Source organism: Massilia sp. CT11-137, from assembly GCF_047302885.1.
GTDB classification, from domain to species: Bacteria; Pseudomonadota; Gammaproteobacteria; order Burkholderiales; family Burkholderiaceae_D; genus Telluria; species Telluria orientalis.
The window spans coordinates 3,173,806-3,191,871 of record NZ_JBKYMP010000002.1 but is presented as its reverse complement, the minus strand read 5'-3'; the positions used below and the strand labels follow the sequence as shown (position 1 = coordinate 3,191,871).

Below are 18,066 nucleotides of genomic sequence, written 5' to 3'. Positions count from 1 at the left end.
CGGGCGGGCGCCATCCGGCCGCGCACAATTGACTTTCGGAAGGGCGCGGCATACATTGTCTTATTTGCATCAATACACCGCCCGACACCGATGGCCTCCGACCAGACCACCAAGATCCTGCTCGTCGACGACCAGCCGGCCAACCTGGCGGTGCTCGAGGCCATCCTGGCGGACCTGGGGCAGACGCTCGTGTCCGTGACGTCCGGCGAGGCGGCGCTGCGCGAAGTGCTGGCCCACGATTTCGCCGTCGTGCTGCTGGACGTGCGCATGCCGACGATGAACGGGTTCGAGCTGGCGGAGCTGATCCGCGAGCACCCGCGAACGCACAGCCTGCCCATCATCTTCCTCACCGCCGGCGACGCCGACGAATTCCCGCTCGAGCGCGCGTACGCGCTGGGCGCGGTCGACTACCTCACCAAGCCGCTCAATCCCATCGTCCTGCGGGCCAAGGTCGCCGTGTTCATCGACCTGTACCGCAAGAACGCGGAACTGGCACGCATCGAGGAAGAACGCCACCGCGCCCAGCTGCGTTCGCGCGATGCCCGCCTGCGGCTCATCCTCGACAACATCCGCGACTATGCGTTCATCGGCACGGACGTCGACCGCATCGTGACGGAGTGGGAAGGGGGCGCCGCCGCGATCACCGGCTGGTCGCCCGACGACGTGCGCGGGCGCGGCGCCGACCTGCTGTTCACGCCGGAAGACGTGGCGCACGGCCAGCCCGAGCTGGAAGCCCGGCGCGCGCTCGAACAGGGCCGCGCGGAGGACCGCCGCTGGCACCTGCGCCGCGACGGCACGCGTTTCTTCGCGGACGGCGTGATGGTGCCGCTGCGCGACGAGGCGGGCGTGCACGTCGGCTTTGCCAAGATCATCCGCGACGCCACCGCCGAAAAGCTGGCCGCCGAACGGCTGGCCGAGAGCGAACACGAACTGGACGAAAGCCGGCGCGAGGCCGAGGCCGAACGCGAACGGCTGCTGCGCGAGCTGCAGGCCGCCAGCGAGCGCATGCGCGACATCTTCCACCGCGCGCCCGCCATCATGTGCGTGATGAGCGGCCCGGACCACGTGATCGAGATGGCCAACCAGCGTTTCCTGGAACTGGCCGGCGGCCGCAAGCTTGCCTGGCGCCCCGTGCGAACGGCGTTGCCGGAACTGGCGGGGCAGGGTTTTGCCGACGTGCTGGACCGCGTGTTCGCGAGCGGCGAAGCGGTCGAGGGCCATAACGTGCGCCTGCTGCTGGCCCCTGCCGCGGACGGCACCGGCGACGCGCACACGGGCCTGGAAGAACACTTCCTCGACTTCGTGTGCATGGCCCTGCGGGAACCGGACGGCAGCGTGTCGGGCGTGCTGCTGCACGGCGTCGACGTCACCGAGCGCGCGCGTGCGAATCTGCTGGCCATCGGCCAGCGCGGCGCGCTGGAACTGGCCGTCACCGACGCGCCGCTCGGCGACGTGCTCGACGTGCTGGCCCGCACCGCCGAGGATTACACGGGCGGCGCGGCGCTGGCCTCCGTGCAGCTGATGGCCGGCGGCGGGCGCCTGCAGCACGCGGCGGCGCCGTCGCTCGCCGTGGAATTCCAGCGCGCGCTCGACACCGTGCCCGTCGGCCCCGTCGCGGGTGCCGCCGGCAGCGCCGCGTGGCAGGGCGCACCGATCGTCTGCGCCGACATCGCGACCGACCCGCTGTGGCAGCAGCACGTGCTGCTCGCGCAGGGGCACGGACTGCGCGCGGCGCGCGCGCTGCCGATCCTGGCGCCGTCCGGCACGGTGCTCGGCACGTTCACCCTGTACTACCGCGAACGGCGCCTGCCGAACCCGCAGGAAGAGGCGGCGCTCGCGCTGCTGGCGAATACCGCGTCGCTCGTGATCGGCCAGCGCCACGAGGCGGCCGAACGGCAGGCCGCGGAGCACCGCTCGCGCGCGATCCTGGAAAGCATGAGCGAGGGTTTCATCGCGCTCGATCCGGCCTGGCGCATCACGTACGCGAACGGCGCGGCCGAAGCCGTCACGCGCAAGCCGCGCGAGGAACTCGTGGGCGCCCAGTTCTGGGACCTGTTCGCGCGCCTGCAAGGCAGCCAGCAGGAACGCGCGCTGCGGCGCACGGCGCTGGAACGCGAACGATCCCGCATCGAAGCGTACGACGACGCCGAGGGCCGCTGGTTCGAGATCAACTCGTTCCCGATGGAGGGGGCCGGCGGACTCGCGCTGTATTTCCGCGACGAGACCGACCGCCGCCGCGCCGAAGAGGGCATCCGGCGCCTGGCCGCCGTGGCCGAGCAGTCGTCCGACTTCATCGGCATCTTCACGCCGGACGCCGGCGGCATCTACCTGAACCCGGCGGGCCGGCGCATGGCGGGCCTCGATGACCGCACCAACATCGCCGCCTGGCGCATGATCGATTTCTTCCCGCGCGAAGACCGGCCGTTCGTGCGCGACCACGTGATGGCCGCGCTGACGGTCGGCGCGGCCGAATGGGAGGGAGAACTGCGCCTGGCGCAACCGGACGGCCGGCCGCCGCTGCCCGTCTACTTCAAGGGGTTCGCGGTGCGCGACGCGGAGGGCAACAACATCGGCCTCGCGACCATCACGCGCGACATCGCGGCGCAGAAGCGCGCCGAGGACGAGCTGCGCCGCGTGGCCGCCGACCTGTCCGAGGCGGACCACCGCAAGAGCGAATTCCTCGCCACGCTCGCGCACGAACTGCGCAACCCGCTGGCCCCGATCCGCACGGGGCTCGACCTGTTGCGCATGGCGCCGGCCGACAAGGACGCGCTGGCGCGCATCCACGCGATGATGGACCGCCAGCTGGGCCACCTGATCCACCTCGTCGACGACCTGCTCGACATCGCCCGCATCACGCGCGGCAAGATCGAACTGAAACGGGAGAACGTCGACCTGAAGGTCATCGCGCAGATGGCCGTGGAGACGAGCGCCGCGCTGATCGAGTCGCACGGCCACCGCCTGGACGTCGACCTGCCCGAGGAAGCGCTGCCGCTCGAGGCGGACGTCACGCGCATGGTGCAGGTGCTGTCGAACCTGCTGAACAACGCCGCCAAGTACACGCCGGCCGGCGGGCGCGTCGCGCTGTCCGCATGGCGCGAGGACGGGCACGCCGTGGTCGCCGTGTCGGACAGCGGCATCGGCATTCCGCCGGATGCGATCGGCTCCGTGTTCGAGATGTTTACGCAGGTGCGCGGCAGCCTCGACCGGGCCCAGGGCGGCCTCGGGATCGGCCTGTCGCTGGTGCGCCGCCTCGTCGAGCTGCACGGCGGGCGCGTCGCCGCGTTTTCCGCCGGCCGGGGCCACGGCAGCACGTTCACGGTGCGCCTGCCGCTGCAACCCGGCTCGCCGCACGCGCGTCCGCGCGCGACCGGGGAGAACGCGCACGCGCGGCCACCGGCGCCCCTCCGGGTGCTGGTCGTCGACGACAACGCGGATGCGGCCGACAGCCTCGTCGCGCTGCTCGACGCGCTCGGCCACACGACATCGGTCGCGCGCGACGGCCCGGAAGGTCTGCGCCTGGCGCTCGAGGCGCAGCCGGACCTGGTCCTGCTCGACATCGGCCTGCCCGGCATGAGCGGCTACGAGGTGGCGCGCGCGATCCGGCGCAACCAGGGGATGCGCCAGATCGTCCTCATCGCATTGACCGGCTGGGGCGCGCAGAGCGACCAGCAGCAGTCGCACGAGGCGGGCTTCGACCAGCACCTGACGAAGCCCGTGAGCCTGGAGGCGCTGGAACAGGCGCTGGCCGCCGCCGCGCGCACGCTGCCATGAAGGCCGTCGACGTCTCCTGCGGCACCCTCGTGGTTGACGCCGGCGGCCGGCTGCTGCTGGGCCACGTCACGCACACGCCGCGCTGGGACATCCCGAAGGGCTTGCGGGATCCGGGCGAAACGCCGCTGGACGCGGCCATGCGCGAACTGTTCGAAGAGACGGGCCTCGCATTCCCGGCCGGCGCCTTCCGCGAGTTGGGCCGCTTCGACTACCGGCGCGACAAGGTGTTGCACCTGTTCCGCGTGGACGTGGGCGAGGCGCTGCCGGACCTTGCGCACCTGGCGTGCACCAGCATGTTCCCGCACCACGTGACGGGCAGGCCGACGCCGGAGATGGATGCCTTCCGCTGGGCCACGCGCGACGAGGTCGCGGCGTTGTGCTGGCCGCGCATGGCCGGGAAGCTGCTAGCGATCGGCTGGTGAAGGAGTCCGCCGCAATTCCACGTCGCGCAGCACGGACTCGATGGCCGTCACCGTCGCCGGCTTCGTGAGATGCGCGTCGAAACCGGCCTGCGCGGTGCGCGCGCGGTCGTCCGCGCCGCCCCAGCCGGTGAGCGCGACGAGCATGACGCCGTCGTGGCGCGCCTCGCGCCGCACGGCCTGCGCCACCTCGTAGCCGGACAGGCCGGGCATGCCGATGTCGAGGAACACGGCGTGCGGCTCCAGGCCGCCCAGCATGCGCAGCGCCTGGTGGCCGTCGTGCGCCACCGCGACGTCGTGGCCCATCACGGACAGCAGCGCGGCCAGCGTGTCGGCCGCGTCGCGGTTGTCGTCCACGACGAGCAGGCGCAGCGCCGGAATGCGGGTCGCGTCCGGGCCCGGCGCGCCGGGCGCCGCCTTGTCCGCGCCATGGTCGGCCAGCGGCAGGCGCACCGTGAAGACGCTGCCCGTGCCGATGCCGGCGCTGGCCGCCTGGATCGTCCCGCCGTGCAGCTCGACGAGGCTTTTCACGAGCGACAGGCCGATCCCGAGGCCGCCCGGCATGTGCCGGGTCGCGTTCGGGATTTGCGTAAACATGCGGAAGACTTCGTCGAGCGCGTCGGGCGGGATGCCGATGCCGTTGTCGGACACGGCGATCAGCGCCTGCCGGCCGTCGCGCTCCGCCGCCAGCACGATGTGGCCGCCGCGCGGGGTGTATTTCGCCGCGTTGTTCAGGAGGTTGCTGACGACCTGCGTGATGCGGTTGGCGTCCGCGTGCAGCATCAGCGGCTCGCCCGGCAGCCGCACGTCGAGCTCGTGGCGCGCCGCCTCGATCAGCGGCAGGCTCGTTTCGACGGCCGCGTTCAGCACGTCCGCGAGCGGCACCAGCGCCGGCTTCAGGTCGACCTGGCCGCGCGTGATGCGGGCCACGTCCAGCAGGTCGTCGACGAGGTGCACGAGGTGGTCGAGCTGGCGGTCCATGATGTCCTGCACGCGCGCGATGGCGGCCGGGTCGGAGCGGGCGCGCCGCATCAGCTGCAGGCCGCTGCGGATGGGCGCCAGCGGATTGCGCAGCTCGTGCGCCAGCGTGGCGAGGAATTCCGTCTTGCGGCGGTCCTGCTCGGCCAGGTCGTCGGCCAGGCGGCGCAGCTCCAGCTCCGTGCGGCGGCGTTCCGTGATGTCGGTGAACAGCACGACCACCTTGCGGCTGCCGGCCGGACCCACGCGCGCCGCGTACACGTCGTACCAGCGGCCCATGTGCGCCGCCTCGTCGACGAAATGCGCCGGCTCGCCCGTCGCCGCGACGCGGCCGTAGGTCTCGAACCAGTGGGCCTCGTGCTGCGGGACGAGCGAGCGCATCGTGCGCCCGACGGCATGGGCCAGCCCCGTGGCCTTCACGAACGCCGGATTGACCTCGAGGAAGCGGTAGTCGTTCGGGATGCCGGCATCGTCGTATAGCATCTCGACGACGCACACGCCTTCGTCGATCGCGTCGAACAGCGTGCGGTAGCGTTCCTCGCTCGCCTGCAGCCGCTCCTCCGCCTCTTTCTGCAGCGACGCGTCGATCACGACGCCGCGCATCATGCCGCGCGTGCCGGCATGCCGGTCCAGGTGGCCGCGCGCCAGCACCCAGCGCCACGCGCCGTCCGGCGTACGGACGCGGAACGTGGCATCGTACGGCGCCCCCGTCTCCATGGCGCGGCCGAGCAGGACCTGGGTCGGCGGCACGTCGTCCGGATGGATCGCGGCGAAATACGTGGCCACCTCGGCGCTTTGCCCGTCTTCGGGACGCAGGCCGAACATCTCGATCATGCGCGCGTCCCCCCGGATGCGGCCCGTGGCGATGTCCAGCGACCACACGGCCACCTCGGCCGCGGCGATGATGGCTTCCAGGCGCGCGCGGGTGTCCTGCAGCGCGGTCTCCGCCCGGCGCCGCTCGGCCGCCGTGGCGTAGGCTTCCAGGAAGAAGCGCGCCTTGGCCTTGAGGATGGGGACGGAGACGGGATCGTGCAGCACGGCCAGCGCGCCGGCGTCGTACAGCGACTCGAGCGTGAACGGCGGGGAGACGGGCACGCCGTGCGCGATCACGGGCGCCTCCGGCAGGGCGGCGCGCAGGCGGCGCACGCTGTCGAACAGGGCGTCGACGTTGCCGGAATAGCCGGCCAGGACGAGGGCGAAGCCGGGCAGGTCGTCGTCGTGGCGGGCGTGGGCCAGCGCCTCGTCCAGCGTGCCCGCACGCACGAGGTCGTAGCCCATCTCGGCGGCAACGGTGCCGATGGCCGGGTCGGAAACGGGACGGTCGCACAAGAACAGCACGCGTCCCTGCATCCGGCCGCTCACACGGGAAGTGGAAGTCATCGTGATGCGACTGTAGGAGCTGAACGGCCAACTGTCAACGGTGACATTCGGGCGCCGTCTCCCGCCGATCGCCGGTAGGATGGCCGAGGTCTAGCGAGGAGATCAGCATGCAAGCATCGAACGAGAGCGCCGGCTACGACGTGGGCGCCATCATGGGCGGCCTGTACGGCGACGGCATCATCGCCTGCAAGGGCGCCTTCAGCGCCGCGTGGGTAGCGCAACTGAAGGAAGACATCGAAACCCTGTTCGCCGAGGCGCGTGCGCGTCCGAACGGCGCCCTCGAACGCGGCCCGTGCCGCTATTACGTCGAGGTGCATCCGGAACGGCTGCGCGGCTTCGCCGAGCTGGCGACGCACCCGTGGGTCGTCGCCGTGTGCCGGGCCGTGCTGGGGCCGGACTACAAGATCGTGGAGGTCGGCTTCGACATCCCGTTCCCGGGCGCCATGCACCAGCCGTGGCACCGCGACTTTCCGTCGCCGCCGGAAACGCTGGTCGGGCGCCGCCTGAATTCGCTCGCCTTCAACCTCACGACGGTGGATGTGACGGAAGAGATCGGCCCATTCGAGATCGCACCCGGCACGCAATGGGACGACCTCGCCGGCGGCGACCTCATGTTTCCCGACAAGTCGCTGTACCCGCGCTACGAGGCGCGCGCCCAGCGCAAGCTGCCGAAAGTCGGGGACATCTCGGCCCGTTCGGCCCTGACGATCCACCGCGGCACGGCGAACCGCAGCCAGCAGTCGCGTCCCGTGCTCGTGCTGGGCGTGGATGCGCCGGACGGCCGCAACGCCGACAAGCACGACTTGCAGGTGACGCAGGCCTATTGGGATGCGCTGCCGGCCGAGGTGCGCGACCACTTGCGCTGCCGCATCGTGCCGGCGCTGGAACACATCGAACAGGCCCACGCGATCGAGGGCCTGAAGATGGGGCTTACGGTTTAGGGATGTCCTGCGGCGGCTTGCCGACGCGGCGCAGCTGGTCCGACTGCTGGTCGAGGTTCACTTCCTCGGCCACGTCGTAGCGGCCGTCGCCGGCATCGTCCCCTGGCAACAGAGACTCCGAGCGGTTTTCGGCGCGCTGCTGCTGGCCCGGATCGGCGCGCTGGGCGCTTTGATCCTTGCGTTTGTCCTGTCCTGTCATGGCGTCCTCCCGATAGTGGTGTCGGGCCGATTATGGCGCGGGGAAGGGCGGCCGCGGCGCACGCTACTTGCCGTCGCGGCGGCGCGCGGGCAGGTTCTTTTCCAGGATCGCCCACAGGATGAGCCCATACGCCAGCAGGCGCACGAGGTAGTGCAGGGGCGTGTCCTCGGCCTCGTCGAACGTCAGCGCCGACACGATGCGGTGCACGCCCTCGATGCCGAACGACAGGGAGAAGTACAGGAAGAAACGGTCGCGCGAGTTGCGCCAGAAGCGCAGGAAGAACAGCGCGATCACGAAGGAAGCCATGACGATGGCGCCGGAAATCAGGTTGCTCATGTCATTCTTTCTCGTAGATGAGGCCGTACAGCAGCAGAAGCATGGCCACCAGGGCCGACACCTGGCGCACGGGGAGCAGGTAGATATCCGGGAACACGACCTTGTCCAGCATGAGGAACACGTTGTTCACGGTCAGTGCGGCGAACGAGGCGCCGCTCCAGAACAGCAGCCGGTGGCCGGTGCGCCGATAGCTGCCCAGCAGCAGCCAGGCGCACGCCAGCGACGTCAATGTACACAGCGAATAGATGGTAATCGCCATCATGAATCCTTACGCCATTTGAACGCGTCCGCAAATTGCTGGGCCTTGCGGTCGAGTGAAGAGTGGATCAGGTGGGTGACTTCGACGAGGTGCGTCGCATACGCATCGGCCAGGCGGTCGATCCGTTCGCGCAGGCCGGCATCGGCCGGGCCATAGCGGTAGGCCCCGGCTTCCTCGCACGGCACAGCGATCCTGGCCGTGCACAGGTCGGCGAGCAGGTCTTCCGCCGTCTTTTCGCGCACGTACAGCCGCCGCGCCAGCGTATCGCGGCGCCAGGCGTAGTCCGGATTGGCGCGCATCAGCAACAGCGCTTCCAGGAAAGGGACCGAGGGGATGCTGGTCAGCACGAAGCGTCGGAGGTCCTCGGGTATGGAGGAATTATCCATCGCCATTTAATTTGGACAAATATACTTAGCTTTTTGAAATTGGGATTGTATAGCATTCTTTTCGGAAATGCAGGTAGATTTCAAGCGTGCGCGGCTATGCACACAGGAAACCCCTGAGGAAGCGCAAGCGCGCGTCGGCTAAAATAGCGCGATCGTTGATTTGTCTTTTCATCATGTTCAAGAAGTTTGTCACGCCGGCGCTCGTGCTGGCATCGCTGTTATCCCTCGGCGCGTGCAAGCGCGAGTCCACGAACCCGGCCCCGGCCCGCGTCCAGACGGAAGCGCGCGCCCCGCAACCGCAATCCTGCGACGACCATTTCGTGGCCGGCCAGGCGCCGCGCATCACGAATCCCAAGCTCGACAACAAGACGGAAACCCTGTGCTTCAACGTGTTCAGCGTGCTGCACTCGGGGATCACACGCACGCCGCTGTGGTCGGCGGAACACCTGCAGGCAGAGAATATCGCGGCGGCGCAGGATTTGTCGCGCGAAAACTCGTTCCATTCCGAAGCGCGCCTGCCGGCCGGCCAGCGCGCGGAGTTATCGGACTACTCGCGCAGCGGCTACGACCGCGGCCACATGGCCCCGAACGGCGACATGCCGGACCGCGACAGCCAGCGCGACAGCTTCAGCCTCGCCAACATCGTCCCGCAGGACGGCGCGAACAACCGCAACCTGTGGGCCGGCATCGAAGGCGCCGTGCGCAAGATGGCGAAGAAGGAGGGCGACCTGTACGTGGTGACGGGGCCGGCCTTCCTCGGCGCCGACCTGAAGAAGATCGGCAACGTGCTCGTGCCGACCCATTTGTATAAACTCGTGTACAGCCCGCGCCAGCGCGCCGGGGCCGCGTGGCTCGTCGAGAACGCGGCGGATGCGAAGGCGAACGTGATCCCGATCCCGGAGCTCGAGCGCATCATCGGCATCAACCTGCTGCCCGCGCTGTCCGACGCCGAGAAGGAACGCGTGCTGGCGCTGCCGGAAGTGCGCGTCAAGCCGTCCCGCAACCGTAAATAGGAACCTTATGACCAAGTTTGCACCCTACGAGAACGAGGCCGACGTCGTCGAGATCGGCAACCTGACGCTCGAGAACCGGCTCGACCGGGTCACGGTGGCGGGCGACGTCGACCTCACGGCCGACAAGGACGGCCTGGCCAGGGCGCGCCTGCTGCACGACCTGCTGGGCCGCATCGTCGCCGGCCTGGAAGCGCGCGACCTGCCGGACCGGCTGCCGCCGCCCGACGTGAAAACGGTCGCCAATCCGTTCGGCTGACAGCCGGATTGCCGCGTGCCGGTCGGTGCGCGTGCTCACTGAACCCATGGATAACATGGACGAAACGCGGGCCACACGGCCCGTTTTTCATGGGTGCGATACGCATGAGTTGTAGCCGGTCAATGGTGCGCGCAACGCGGCCGCTTTGGAGTAGTCTCGACAAGGAACCGGCGTGAGGAGCTCCACGCGGAAAACGTCGTGCTCGGAGGCGAGCAGGTCGGCGTGGCGCGCTTCGCGGAAGCCGGTGTCTTCTTCACCAATACAGCGGAGGAACATCATGCGACACACCCTGGTAGCAGTCTTCGACAACCGAAGCGACGCACAAAGCGCCCTGGACGAATTGCTGGCGTCGGGCTTCCCGCGCACCGATGCGAGCCTCTCGAGCGCCGACCCCACCGGCCAGTCGAACAGCGTCACCGGCGACAACGAGTTGCTGGAGGGCGAACGCGAGGAAGGCTTCGGCGCCTCGATCAAGCACTTCTTCACGGGCCTGTTCGGATCCGACACGAACGAACACGCGATGAAGTACTCGTACGCCGTCACGCGCGGCCATCACGTCCTGACCCTGACGACGGACTCCGAGCCGGAAGTCGAACGCGCCGCCGACATCATCGAGCGCTTCGGCCCCGTCGACATCGACGAGCACCACGACGAGTGGACGCGCGAGCCGGGCGGCGCGGGCGTCCCCGGAGGCGCGGCGTCCGCGATGCGGCAATCGGGCAGCATGTCCGCGCAGTCGGGCAGCCCCGGATCGGGTTCCGCCTCGTCCGGCTCGTACCAGGGCACGCCCCCGGGCACGGAACCGGGTTCGCTGCAGTTCACGGGCCACGACGACCGCAACTTCTTCGCCACGCAGAACATCAACGATCCGGTCCCGAAAGGGCAGACCTACGAGGAGCCGCTGGGCGCCTCGGAGCAGTCGGGCGGATCGATGGACAGCGCCATCGGCGGCAACACGCTGAGCGGCACCCAGAGCTCGGCGCAGAACCCGGCCACCTCCTCGTCGCTGCAGTCGGCGCAGAGCGGTTCGCTGAACCAGAGCGGCGCCACGCTGCAGGGCACCGCATCGATTCCCGGCTCGGACGACACGTCGCTGGGCGGCACGGCCCGCGTCGGCAGCTCCATGCAGCGCGATACGGGAAGCTCCGTCTCGCGCGGCAACGTGCGCGTGTTCTCGCATGACGGCGGCATGAGCGATACGTACGACGATACCTACCGCAGCCACTGGAACGACAATTACTCGAGCCTGGGCGGCAGCTACGACGACTATGCACCCGCATACCGCTACGGCAGCGACATGCGGCGCGACGCGACTTACCGCGACCGCGCGTGGGACGAGGTGGAGCCGGACCTGCGCACCGACTGGGAAGCGCGCCATCCGGGCGAGTCGACGTGGGAGAAATTCAAGGCGGCCGTGCGCCATGGCTGGGACAGGATCACCCCGGACCTGAACACGGACGACTGGTACCACTCGGACTGGCACGACAATTATTCGAGCCTGGGCGGCGGCTACGCCGACTACGAGCCGGCCTACCGCTACGGCACGGAGATGCGTTCGAGCGCCAGATACCGCGACCGCTCGTGGGACGAGGTGGAGTCGGACCTGCGCAGCGACTGGGAATCGCGTCATCCGGGCGAGTCCACGTGGGAGAAATTCAAGGCCGCCGTGCGCCGCGGTTGGGACAAGATCACCCCGGACATCGATAACGACAGCTATTACCGCAGCCACTGGAACGCGCGGTACTCGAACGCGGACGACAACTACGACGACTACCTGCCGGCCTACCGCTACGGCAACGAAGCGCGCCGCCTGCAGAAATACCGCAGCCGCCACTGGGACGACGTGCAATCCGACCTGAAATCCGACTGGGACTCGCGCTACACGACGGGCGGGTCGACGTGGGAGAAGTTCAAGGACGCCGTGCGCCATGGCTGGGACAAGATCACCCCGGACATGGACGACGACTCGACCTACTACCACACGCATTACGAGTCGACCTACGCCGCCAGCGGCACGGACTTCAACGACGTCGCACCGGCCTATCGCTACGGCAACGAGATGCGCAGCAGCGGCACCTATCGCGACCGCGACTGGGACGACGTCGAGCACGACCTCAAGAAGGACTGGCACAGCAGGTACGGCACGGACAACGAACCGTCCGCGTGGGAACGCATCAAGGCGGCCGTCCGCCACGGCTGGGAAAGCATGACGGGCGAGACGACGTCCACGGACGACGACAGCCACTACCGCACGCACTGGACGAACACGTACAAGCCGAGCGGGACGAGCTACGACGACCTGGCCCCGGCCTATCGCTACGGCGCCGAGATGCGCAATGACGTCCGCTATCGCAACCGCGACTGGTCGGACGTCGAGAACGACCTGCGGGCCGACTGGGATACGCGCTACGGCAAGGATGGCGCGTCGACCTGGGAGAAGATGAAGGCCGCGGTGCGGCACGGATGGGACAGGGCGACCATCGGCTGACCGTCGCTCCCGCGGAGGCGGGGACCCATGCCGGGTTGAACGAGACACTCGGCAGGGATTCCCGCCTGCGCGGGAACGACGTGGCTTATGCCAGTTCGGTGAGGGGCAAGCTGATCCGGTTCCGTCCCATATGCTTGGCCCGGTACAGCGCCGCATCGGCAATGGCGACCAGTTCGCTGGCGCTGTTGTCGGGCGTGGCGATCGCGGTGGCCGCGCCGATCGACACGGTCACGTGCTGTCCCGGCGCCAGGCGGTTGGGGACTTGCAATTGTTCGACGCGGGCGCGGATGCGTTCGGCGACGGTCGCGGCGCCCTTCAGTGACTGGTTCGGCAGGATCACGGCGAATTCCTCGCCGCCATAGCGCGCCACGAGGTCGTTGGCGCGCATTTCGCTGGCGACGGCCGTGGCGATCCGTTTCAGGCATTCGTCGCCGCCCAAGTGGCCATTCGCGTCGTTATACGCCTTAAAATTGTCCACATCCACCATCAGCAGCGACAGCGGCTGGCGCTGGCGCAGCGCGCGCGCCCATTCGGCGTGCAGCGTCTCGTCGAAGCAGCGGCGGTTAGCCAGGCCCGTGAGGCCGTCGCGCGTGGCGAGTTGTTCGAGCGCGATCTGGGCCAGCTTTTCATCCGTCATGTCGCGCAGCGTCTCCACGACGGCGGCCAGCCGGCCGCGTTCGTCGTAGATCGGGCTCGCGTCCGCAGCCAGGTAGCGCCGGCGGCCCATGCGCGGCATGTCGCACCAGCTTTCGGCGGACAGGTGCGGATCCTCGGGCAGGCCGATGCGGGGCCGGTGCGCTTCGCCGGCGCGTTCTTCGATCAGGAGGTCGGCGAGGGTGGGGCGGCGCTCCTCGAAAAAGCTGCGCCAGTGGTCGCGCGTACCGATGATGTCGCGCGCGGGCACGCCCGTCAGCCGCTCGCAGGCGCGGTTCCACAGCATCACGCGGGATGTCGTGTCGAGGACGAAAATGGGAATGGCCAGCGTCTCCATCAACTGGTGGGCGAAAGCGCGATCGGCCGGCGCGCCCGAGGCATCCATGAGCCGCTGTATTGTTGTTGTGCTTGTCATGTACCGTCCTTCGGTTCTGATTAGCAATTACTTGCTGACGAGAACCGATTGTGCGCTACAGACAATGGCGCCCCCTTGATTTTCAGCAAGGGTGGACGGGGCTGTTACCCCGGCTCGTCGGCGTGGGTGACGATCGCCTGGGCGACCCGGTCGACCCGGGTGCACAATAGATCGATGCGCGACGCGAGGAGCGGATCTTCCAGCGCGTACTGGCGGCGCACCTGCAGCAGCTCGGTCTGGATGGCCACCAGTTGCGCGAGCGGGTCGAGGTTGCCGCGGCGGCCGTCCGGGCCACCCGTCAGCCGCCCCAGCAGCATATCGGACTCGGCCAGCGCCTGGTCGGCCTGGCTGCGGGCCTTCTGTTCCCGGCACAGCGCGGCTTCCAGGCGCGCGATCTGGTCCTCGCTGTGCACGCGCCGGAACAGCACGGCAAACAGCACGGACAACGCGACGAGCACCAGCACACCCAGTTGCAGCCGCTCCGGCACCGCGAGCATGCGGGCGTGTTCGGACAGGCCGAACCACGCGGTGAGCAACAGCAGGGCCCCGAGCGTGACACGCAGCGACTGGAGCAGCAAGGTTTTCATCACGATCCCTCCGGCGAGGACTAGGACGACTTGATTAGGAACTTTCCGTATCCAAAGGTACGACTTTCCGAATGGCACGTTTTTGCTCACCATCAATTTTGCCGTCTTTACAGCACCATGCGTGGGAAATGCGCCTCTTCTGCCACCCGGCCGGGGCGCGGTATAATGGAAGGTTGACGCGAGCCTTACCGGATTTTTACTGTGACTTACAGCATCAAAGAGATCTTCTACACCCTGCAGGGCGAGGGCGCCCATGCGGGCCGCCCGGCCGTGTTCTGCCGCTTTTCGGGCTGCAACCTGTGGACGGGCCGCGAAGCGGACCGTTCCACGGCCGTCTGCCAGTTCTGCGACACGGATTTCGTCGGCACCGACGGCGAACGGGGCGGCAAATTCAAGGATGCCGCGAGCCTCGCCGCGGAAATCAATGGGTTGTGGCCGGAGACCTATCTGGCCAGCAAATACGTCGTCTTCACGGGCGGCGAGCCGCTGCTGCAGCTGGACGCGGCCCTGATCGACGCGATGCACGCCGTCGGATTCACGATCGCCATCGAGACGAACGGCACCTTGCCGGTGCCGCCGGGCGTCGACTGGACCTGCGTGAGCCCGAAGATGGGCTCGACACTGGTGGTCGCAAAGGGCAACGAGCTCAAGGTCGTCATCCCGCAGACGGGCCAGGACCTGGCCGCGTACGAACACCTGGATTTCGACAACTTCTTCGTGCAGCCGATGGACGGCCCGCTGGCCCAGTTCAACACGCAACTGGCCATCGACACGTGCCGCCGCAACCCGAAGTGGAAGCTCAGCCTCCAGACCCATAAACTCCTGAACATCCCCTGAGCACACATGCTGACCATTACCCGCAAGCTGGAATTCGACGCCGGCCACCGCATCCCCGACCATAAAAGCCAGTGCCGCAACCTGCACGGCCACCGCTATACGCTGGAAATCACGCTGACGGGCGCCGTCATCGACGTCGAAGGCAATTCCGACAACGGCATGATCATGGATTTCTCGGACATCAAGGCACTCGCGAAAGCGCACCTCGTCGACGTCTGGGACCACGCCTTCCTCGTGTACGAGAAGGACGAGTCCGTGCGCGGCTTCCTCGCCAGCCTGCCGAATCACAAGACGGTCGTGATCGACCGGATCCCGACCGTGGAAAACCTCGCGCAGGTGGCATGGAACATCCTGAAGGCGGCCTACACCGACCGCTACGGCACCGGCCTGCGCCTGCAAAAGCTCGTGCTGCACGAGACCCCGAACTGCTGGGCCGAAATCACGGATGCCTGAAGCGGACGACAATACGTACATGGGCCTGGCCCTGCAGGAGGCCCGCAAGGCCTGGGCGGCGGGCGAGGTGCCCGTGGGCGCCGTCGTCGTGCGCGACGGCGCGATCATCGCCACCGGCTTCAACCAGCCGATCGGCCGCCATGACCCGACCGCGCACGCGGAAATCGTCGCCCTGCGCGCGGCGGCGGACAAGCTCGGCAACTACCGGCTGCCTGGCTGCGAGCTGTACGTGACGCTCGAACCCTGCGCGATGTGCTCGGGCGCGATGATGCACGCGCGCCTGGCCCGCGTCGTGTACGCGGCGCCCGATCCCAAGACGGGCGTGTGCGGCTCGATCCTCGACCTGTTCGCGCTGGAGCAGTTGAATCACCACACGGACGTCGTCGGCGGCGTGCTGGCCGACGAAGCGAGCGCCATGCTCAAGGGGTTCTTCGCCGAGCGGCGTGCCGCCCGGCGCACGCAAGGCTGACACCACCCGTTTGCCAAAAATGATATGCTGGTCCCAGGCCTTCGCTGCTTCCCGGTAGCGGAGGATTTCACGACCCAGCTATCGACAATGCCTAGCCTGAACGCCAACGGGATCCGCATCGCCTTCGACACGGCGGGCGATCCGAAATCCGTACCCCTGCTGCTGGTTTCGGGCCTCGGCCTGCAATTGACGGCCTGGCCGGACGAATTCGTCGAAGGCCTCGTCGAGCTGGGCTTTTACGTGATCCGTTTCGATAATCGCGACAGCGGCCTGTCCACCAAGTTCGAACACGCCGGCACGCCCAGCCTCGGGCTCGCCTGGCTGAAGTCGCTGCTGCGCATCCCGCTCAAACCGCCGTATCGCCTGGAAGACATGGCCGACGATGCGATCGGCGTGCTGTCCGCGCTGGGCGTCGCCCGCGCCCACGTCGTCGGCATGTCGATGGGCGGCATGGTCGGACAGCTGATGGCGGCCAAGTACCCGTCGCGCGTGCTCAGCCTCACGTCGATCATGTCCAGCAGCGGCCGCCGCGGCCTGCCGGGCCCGACGCAAGTGGCCCGCCGCGCGCTGCTGCGCCGTCCGCGGGGCGCCGGCGACATCGACGCGGCGATCGAGTACAACGTGCAGCTCCTGCAAGCGATCGGCAGCCCGGCGTATCCGACGCCGGAAAAACACCTGCGCCGCCGCGTCGCCCGCGCGCTGCGCCGCAACTGCTGCCCGGGGGGCGTCGTGCGCCAGATGCTGGCCGTGACGGCCTGCGGCGACCGCACGCCGCAGTTGCAGACGATCGTCGCGCCGACGCTCGTGATCCACGGCGCGGCCGATCCGCTCGTGCCGCTCGCGTGCGGCGTCGCCACGGCGCAGGCGATTCCCGGCGCCCGCCTCGAAGTCATCGAGGGCATGGGACACGACCTGCCGCCGCAGCTGCTGGAGCGGCTCCTCGCCTTGATCGACGCCCATGCGCACGGTAAGATGGCGCCCGACTCGACACCAAGGCTCTTCGTCAAACAGTGACCATCCCAAAACCGGGCATTGCCCTCATCGCGCCGGGCAGCTACGCGCCCGAGCCGGAAGCGATCCCGCGCGGCATCGCGCGCCTCGAAGCCCAGGGCATCCTGGTCCACAATTATTACAAGCACGAAGAGCGCCACCAGCGCTTCGGGGCCACGGACGCGGAACGCCTCGCCCAGCTGGAAGCGGCGGCCGCCGACCCGGACGTGCAGGTCGTCATGGCCATCCGCGGCGCCTACGGCATGACGCGCCTGCTGCCGCACATCGACTTCGAACGCATGGCCGCCAGCGGCAAGATCTTCGTCGGATACTCCGACGTCACGGCATTCCACATGGCGCTGTACGCGAAGACGGGCGCCATCAGCTACGCCGGGCCCATGTTCACGGCCGACGTGGGCACGACCGAGCCGAACGAATTCACGCTGAACGATTTCTGGCATTGCCTGGCCGGTCCCACGCACACGATCTCCGGCCACGGCGCGGCCAACCCGCGCCTCGACGCGACGGGCATCGTCTGGGGCGGCAACCTGGCGATGGTCATGTCGCTGATGGGCACGCCGTACTTCCCGTGCATCGACGGCGGCATCCTGTTCCTGGAGGACATCGCGGAGCACCCGTTCCGCGTGGAGCGCATGCTGCTGCAGCTGTTGCAGGCCGGCGTGCTGGACAAGCAGCGCGCCATCGTGCTGGGCGATTTCTCCGGCTACCGGCTCGGCGCGAACGACAACGGCTACGACTTCGACGAAATGCTGGCGTATGTCCGCGCGACCTTGCCCGTGCCGGTACTGACGGGGCTGGAATTCGGCCACATCGCGCGCCACGTGACGATTCCGTTCGGGGCGCAGGGGCATTTGCAGTGCGATGGCGACCGTTGGTCGCTGAAGATGTCCGATTACCCGACGCTCTCGGCCGCCTGACGCAGGTCACCCGACAGAGAGATCCTGCCCAACACAGCTTGGGCATTCGTCGTACCCACTCCTTGCTATATGCCCACTGCAATGGCCTCGAATTTCCAGGGGTCTCGGCAGGCCGCGTCCGCTCGCCCAAGCGGACCAAGGTAGCTTCTCATGGCGCATAAAAGAATTTAACAAAAGTAACATTTGGCTAGAATGTTACGTGTTTTGCCTACTAGAATGATGCAATCGTGAACTTCAATCAGCATTGCGTCACGATTTACATTTATTCCGGGAGGACGTCAAAACTTAACCATC

At 68.1% G+C, this 18,066-nt stretch carries 19 protein-coding genes; 11 read left to right on the top strand and 8 right to left on the bottom strand.

Annotation, left to right across the window (positions count from 1 at the left end; translation table 11 throughout):
* Positions 1 to 90 precede the first annotated feature (90 nt).
* Both ACEN98_RS31075 and ACEN98_RS31070 read left to right on the top strand, forming a co-directional pair.
* Positions 91 to 3,774: a response regulator gene (locus tag ACEN98_RS31075; RefSeq protein WP_413388659.1), complete on the top strand. Its 3,684-nt coding sequence runs from the start codon at positions 91 to 93 to the stop codon at positions 3,772 to 3,774.
* On the top strand, positions 3,771 to 4,196 hold the full coding sequence (locus ACEN98_RS31070; RefSeq protein WP_413388657.1) for an NUDIX hydrolase: 426 nt from the start codon (positions 3,771 to 3,773) through the stop codon (positions 4,194 to 4,196). Before ACEN98_RS31075 ends, ACEN98_RS31070 begins: the two co-directional genes overlap by 4 nt.
* Here the strand turns inward: ACEN98_RS31070 and ACEN98_RS31065 are convergent.
* The gene (locus ACEN98_RS31065) at positions 4,179 to 6,551 is read right to left on the bottom strand and encodes an ATP-binding protein (RefSeq protein WP_413388655.1); all 2,373 of its coding nucleotides are present in this window, start codon (positions 6,549 to 6,551) and stop codon (positions 4,179 to 4,181) included. The two genes, ACEN98_RS31070 and ACEN98_RS31065, sit on opposite strands and share 18 nt — an antisense overlap.
* A gap of 107 nt (positions 6,552 to 6,658) precedes the next feature.
* Here ACEN98_RS31065 and ACEN98_RS31060 point away from each other — a divergent pair, with 107 nt between their 5' ends.
* The gene (locus ACEN98_RS31060; protein WP_413388652.1) at positions 6,659 to 7,492 is read left to right on the top strand and encodes a phytanoyl-CoA dioxygenase family protein; all 834 of its coding nucleotides are present in this window, start codon (positions 6,659 to 6,661) and stop codon (positions 7,490 to 7,492) included.
* On the opposite strand, the gene ACEN98_RS31055 is transcribed toward ACEN98_RS31060, so the two are convergent.
* The 4 genes from ACEN98_RS31055 to ACEN98_RS31040 form a co-directional block, all read right to left on the bottom strand.
* Positions 7,482 to 7,691: a hypothetical protein gene (locus tag ACEN98_RS31055; protein WP_413388650.1), complete on the bottom strand. Its 210-nt coding sequence runs from the start codon at positions 7,689 to 7,691 to the stop codon at positions 7,482 to 7,484. The genes ACEN98_RS31060 and ACEN98_RS31055 overlap by 11 nt on opposite strands.
* Positions 7,692 to 7,754: 63 nt before the next feature.
* The gene (locus tag ACEN98_RS31050; protein ID WP_413388648.1) at positions 7,755 to 8,027 is read right to left on the bottom strand and encodes a DUF5985 family protein; all 273 of its coding nucleotides are present in this window, start codon (positions 8,025 to 8,027) and stop codon (positions 7,755 to 7,757) included.
* A gap of 1 nt (position 8,028) precedes the next feature.
* Positions 8,029 to 8,289 (bottom strand): DUF5985 family protein, encoded by a 261-nt coding sequence (locus ACEN98_RS31045; protein WP_413388646.1) that lies wholly within the window; start codon positions 8,287 to 8,289, stop codon positions 8,029 to 8,031.
* Entirely contained in the window at positions 8,286 to 8,672 is a 387-nt protein-coding gene (locus tag ACEN98_RS31040) for a hypothetical protein (RefSeq protein WP_413340821.1), read from the bottom strand. Before ACEN98_RS31040 ends, ACEN98_RS31045 begins: the two co-directional genes overlap by 4 nt.
* A gap of 173 nt (positions 8,673 to 8,845) precedes the next feature.
* Here ACEN98_RS31040 and ACEN98_RS31035 point away from each other — a divergent pair, with 173 nt between their 5' ends.
* Positions 8,846 to 9,685, top strand: a complete 840-nt coding sequence (locus ACEN98_RS31035; protein WP_413388644.1) for a DNA/RNA non-specific endonuclease — start codon at positions 8,846 to 8,848, stop codon at positions 9,683 to 9,685.
* Between the two features lie 7 nt (positions 9,686 to 9,692).
* A complete protein-coding gene (locus ACEN98_RS31030) occupies positions 9,693 to 9,941 on the top strand; it encodes a hypothetical protein (RefSeq protein WP_413388642.1) in 249 nt (82 codons plus the stop codon).
* A gap of 87 nt (positions 9,942 to 10,028) precedes the next feature.
* Here the strand turns inward: ACEN98_RS31030 and ACEN98_RS31025 are convergent, their stop codons facing one another.
* Positions 10,029 to 10,220: a hypothetical protein gene (locus ACEN98_RS31025; protein ID WP_413340816.1), complete on the bottom strand. Its 192-nt coding sequence runs from the start codon at positions 10,218 to 10,220 to the stop codon at positions 10,029 to 10,031.
* Here ACEN98_RS31025 and ACEN98_RS31020 point away from each other — a divergent pair.
* Positions 10,219 to 12,429, top strand: a complete 2,211-nt coding sequence (locus tag ACEN98_RS31020) for a hypothetical protein (protein WP_413388640.1) — start codon at positions 10,219 to 10,221, stop codon at positions 12,427 to 12,429. The two genes, ACEN98_RS31025 and ACEN98_RS31020, sit on opposite strands and share 2 nt — an antisense overlap.
* Before the next feature lie 85 nt (positions 12,430 to 12,514).
* Here the strand turns inward: ACEN98_RS31020 and ACEN98_RS31015 are convergent, their stop codons facing one another.
* Both ACEN98_RS31015 and ACEN98_RS31010 read right to left on the bottom strand, forming a co-directional pair.
* On the bottom strand, positions 12,515 to 13,498 hold the full coding sequence (locus ACEN98_RS31015; RefSeq protein ID WP_413388639.1) for a diguanylate cyclase: 984 nt from the start codon (positions 13,496 to 13,498) through the stop codon (positions 12,515 to 12,517).
* Between the two features lie 104 nt (positions 13,499 to 13,602).
* Positions 13,603 to 14,088: a hypothetical protein gene (locus tag ACEN98_RS31010; protein WP_413388637.1), complete on the bottom strand. Its 486-nt coding sequence runs from the start codon at positions 14,086 to 14,088 to the stop codon at positions 13,603 to 13,605.
* 198 nt (positions 14,089 to 14,286) lie between these two features.
* Here ACEN98_RS31010 and queE point away from each other — a divergent pair, with 198 nt between their 5' ends.
* The 5 genes from queE to ldcA all read left to right on the top strand — a co-directional run bounded on the left by queE (position 14,287) and on the right by ldcA (position 17,772).
* Complete coding sequence (gene queE, locus ACEN98_RS31005; RefSeq protein WP_413388635.1) at positions 14,287 to 14,922, top strand: 7-carboxy-7-deazaguanine synthase; 636 nt, start codon at positions 14,287 to 14,289, stop codon at positions 14,920 to 14,922.
* Positions 14,923 to 14,928: 6 nt separating this feature from the next.
* The gene (gene queD / locus ACEN98_RS31000; RefSeq protein WP_413388633.1) at positions 14,929 to 15,375 is read left to right on the top strand and encodes a 6-carboxytetrahydropterin synthase QueD; all 447 of its coding nucleotides are present in this window, start codon (positions 14,929 to 14,931) and stop codon (positions 15,373 to 15,375) included.
* Positions 15,368 to 15,844: a tRNA adenosine(34) deaminase TadA gene (gene tadA, locus ACEN98_RS30995; RefSeq protein ID WP_413340804.1), complete on the top strand. Its 477-nt coding sequence runs from the start codon at positions 15,368 to 15,370 to the stop codon at positions 15,842 to 15,844. Before queD ends, tadA begins: the two co-directional genes overlap by 8 nt.
* Positions 15,845 to 15,931: 87 nt before the next feature.
* A complete protein-coding gene (locus tag ACEN98_RS30990) occupies positions 15,932 to 16,858 on the top strand; it encodes an alpha/beta fold hydrolase (RefSeq protein ID WP_413388632.1) in 927 nt (308 codons plus the stop codon).
* The gene (gene ldcA, locus ACEN98_RS30985) at positions 16,855 to 17,772 is read left to right on the top strand and encodes a muramoyltetrapeptide carboxypeptidase (protein WP_413388630.1); all 918 of its coding nucleotides are present in this window, start codon (positions 16,855 to 16,857) and stop codon (positions 17,770 to 17,772) included. Before ACEN98_RS30990 ends, ldcA begins: the two co-directional genes overlap by 4 nt.
* Positions 17,773 to 18,066 lie beyond the last annotated feature (294 nt).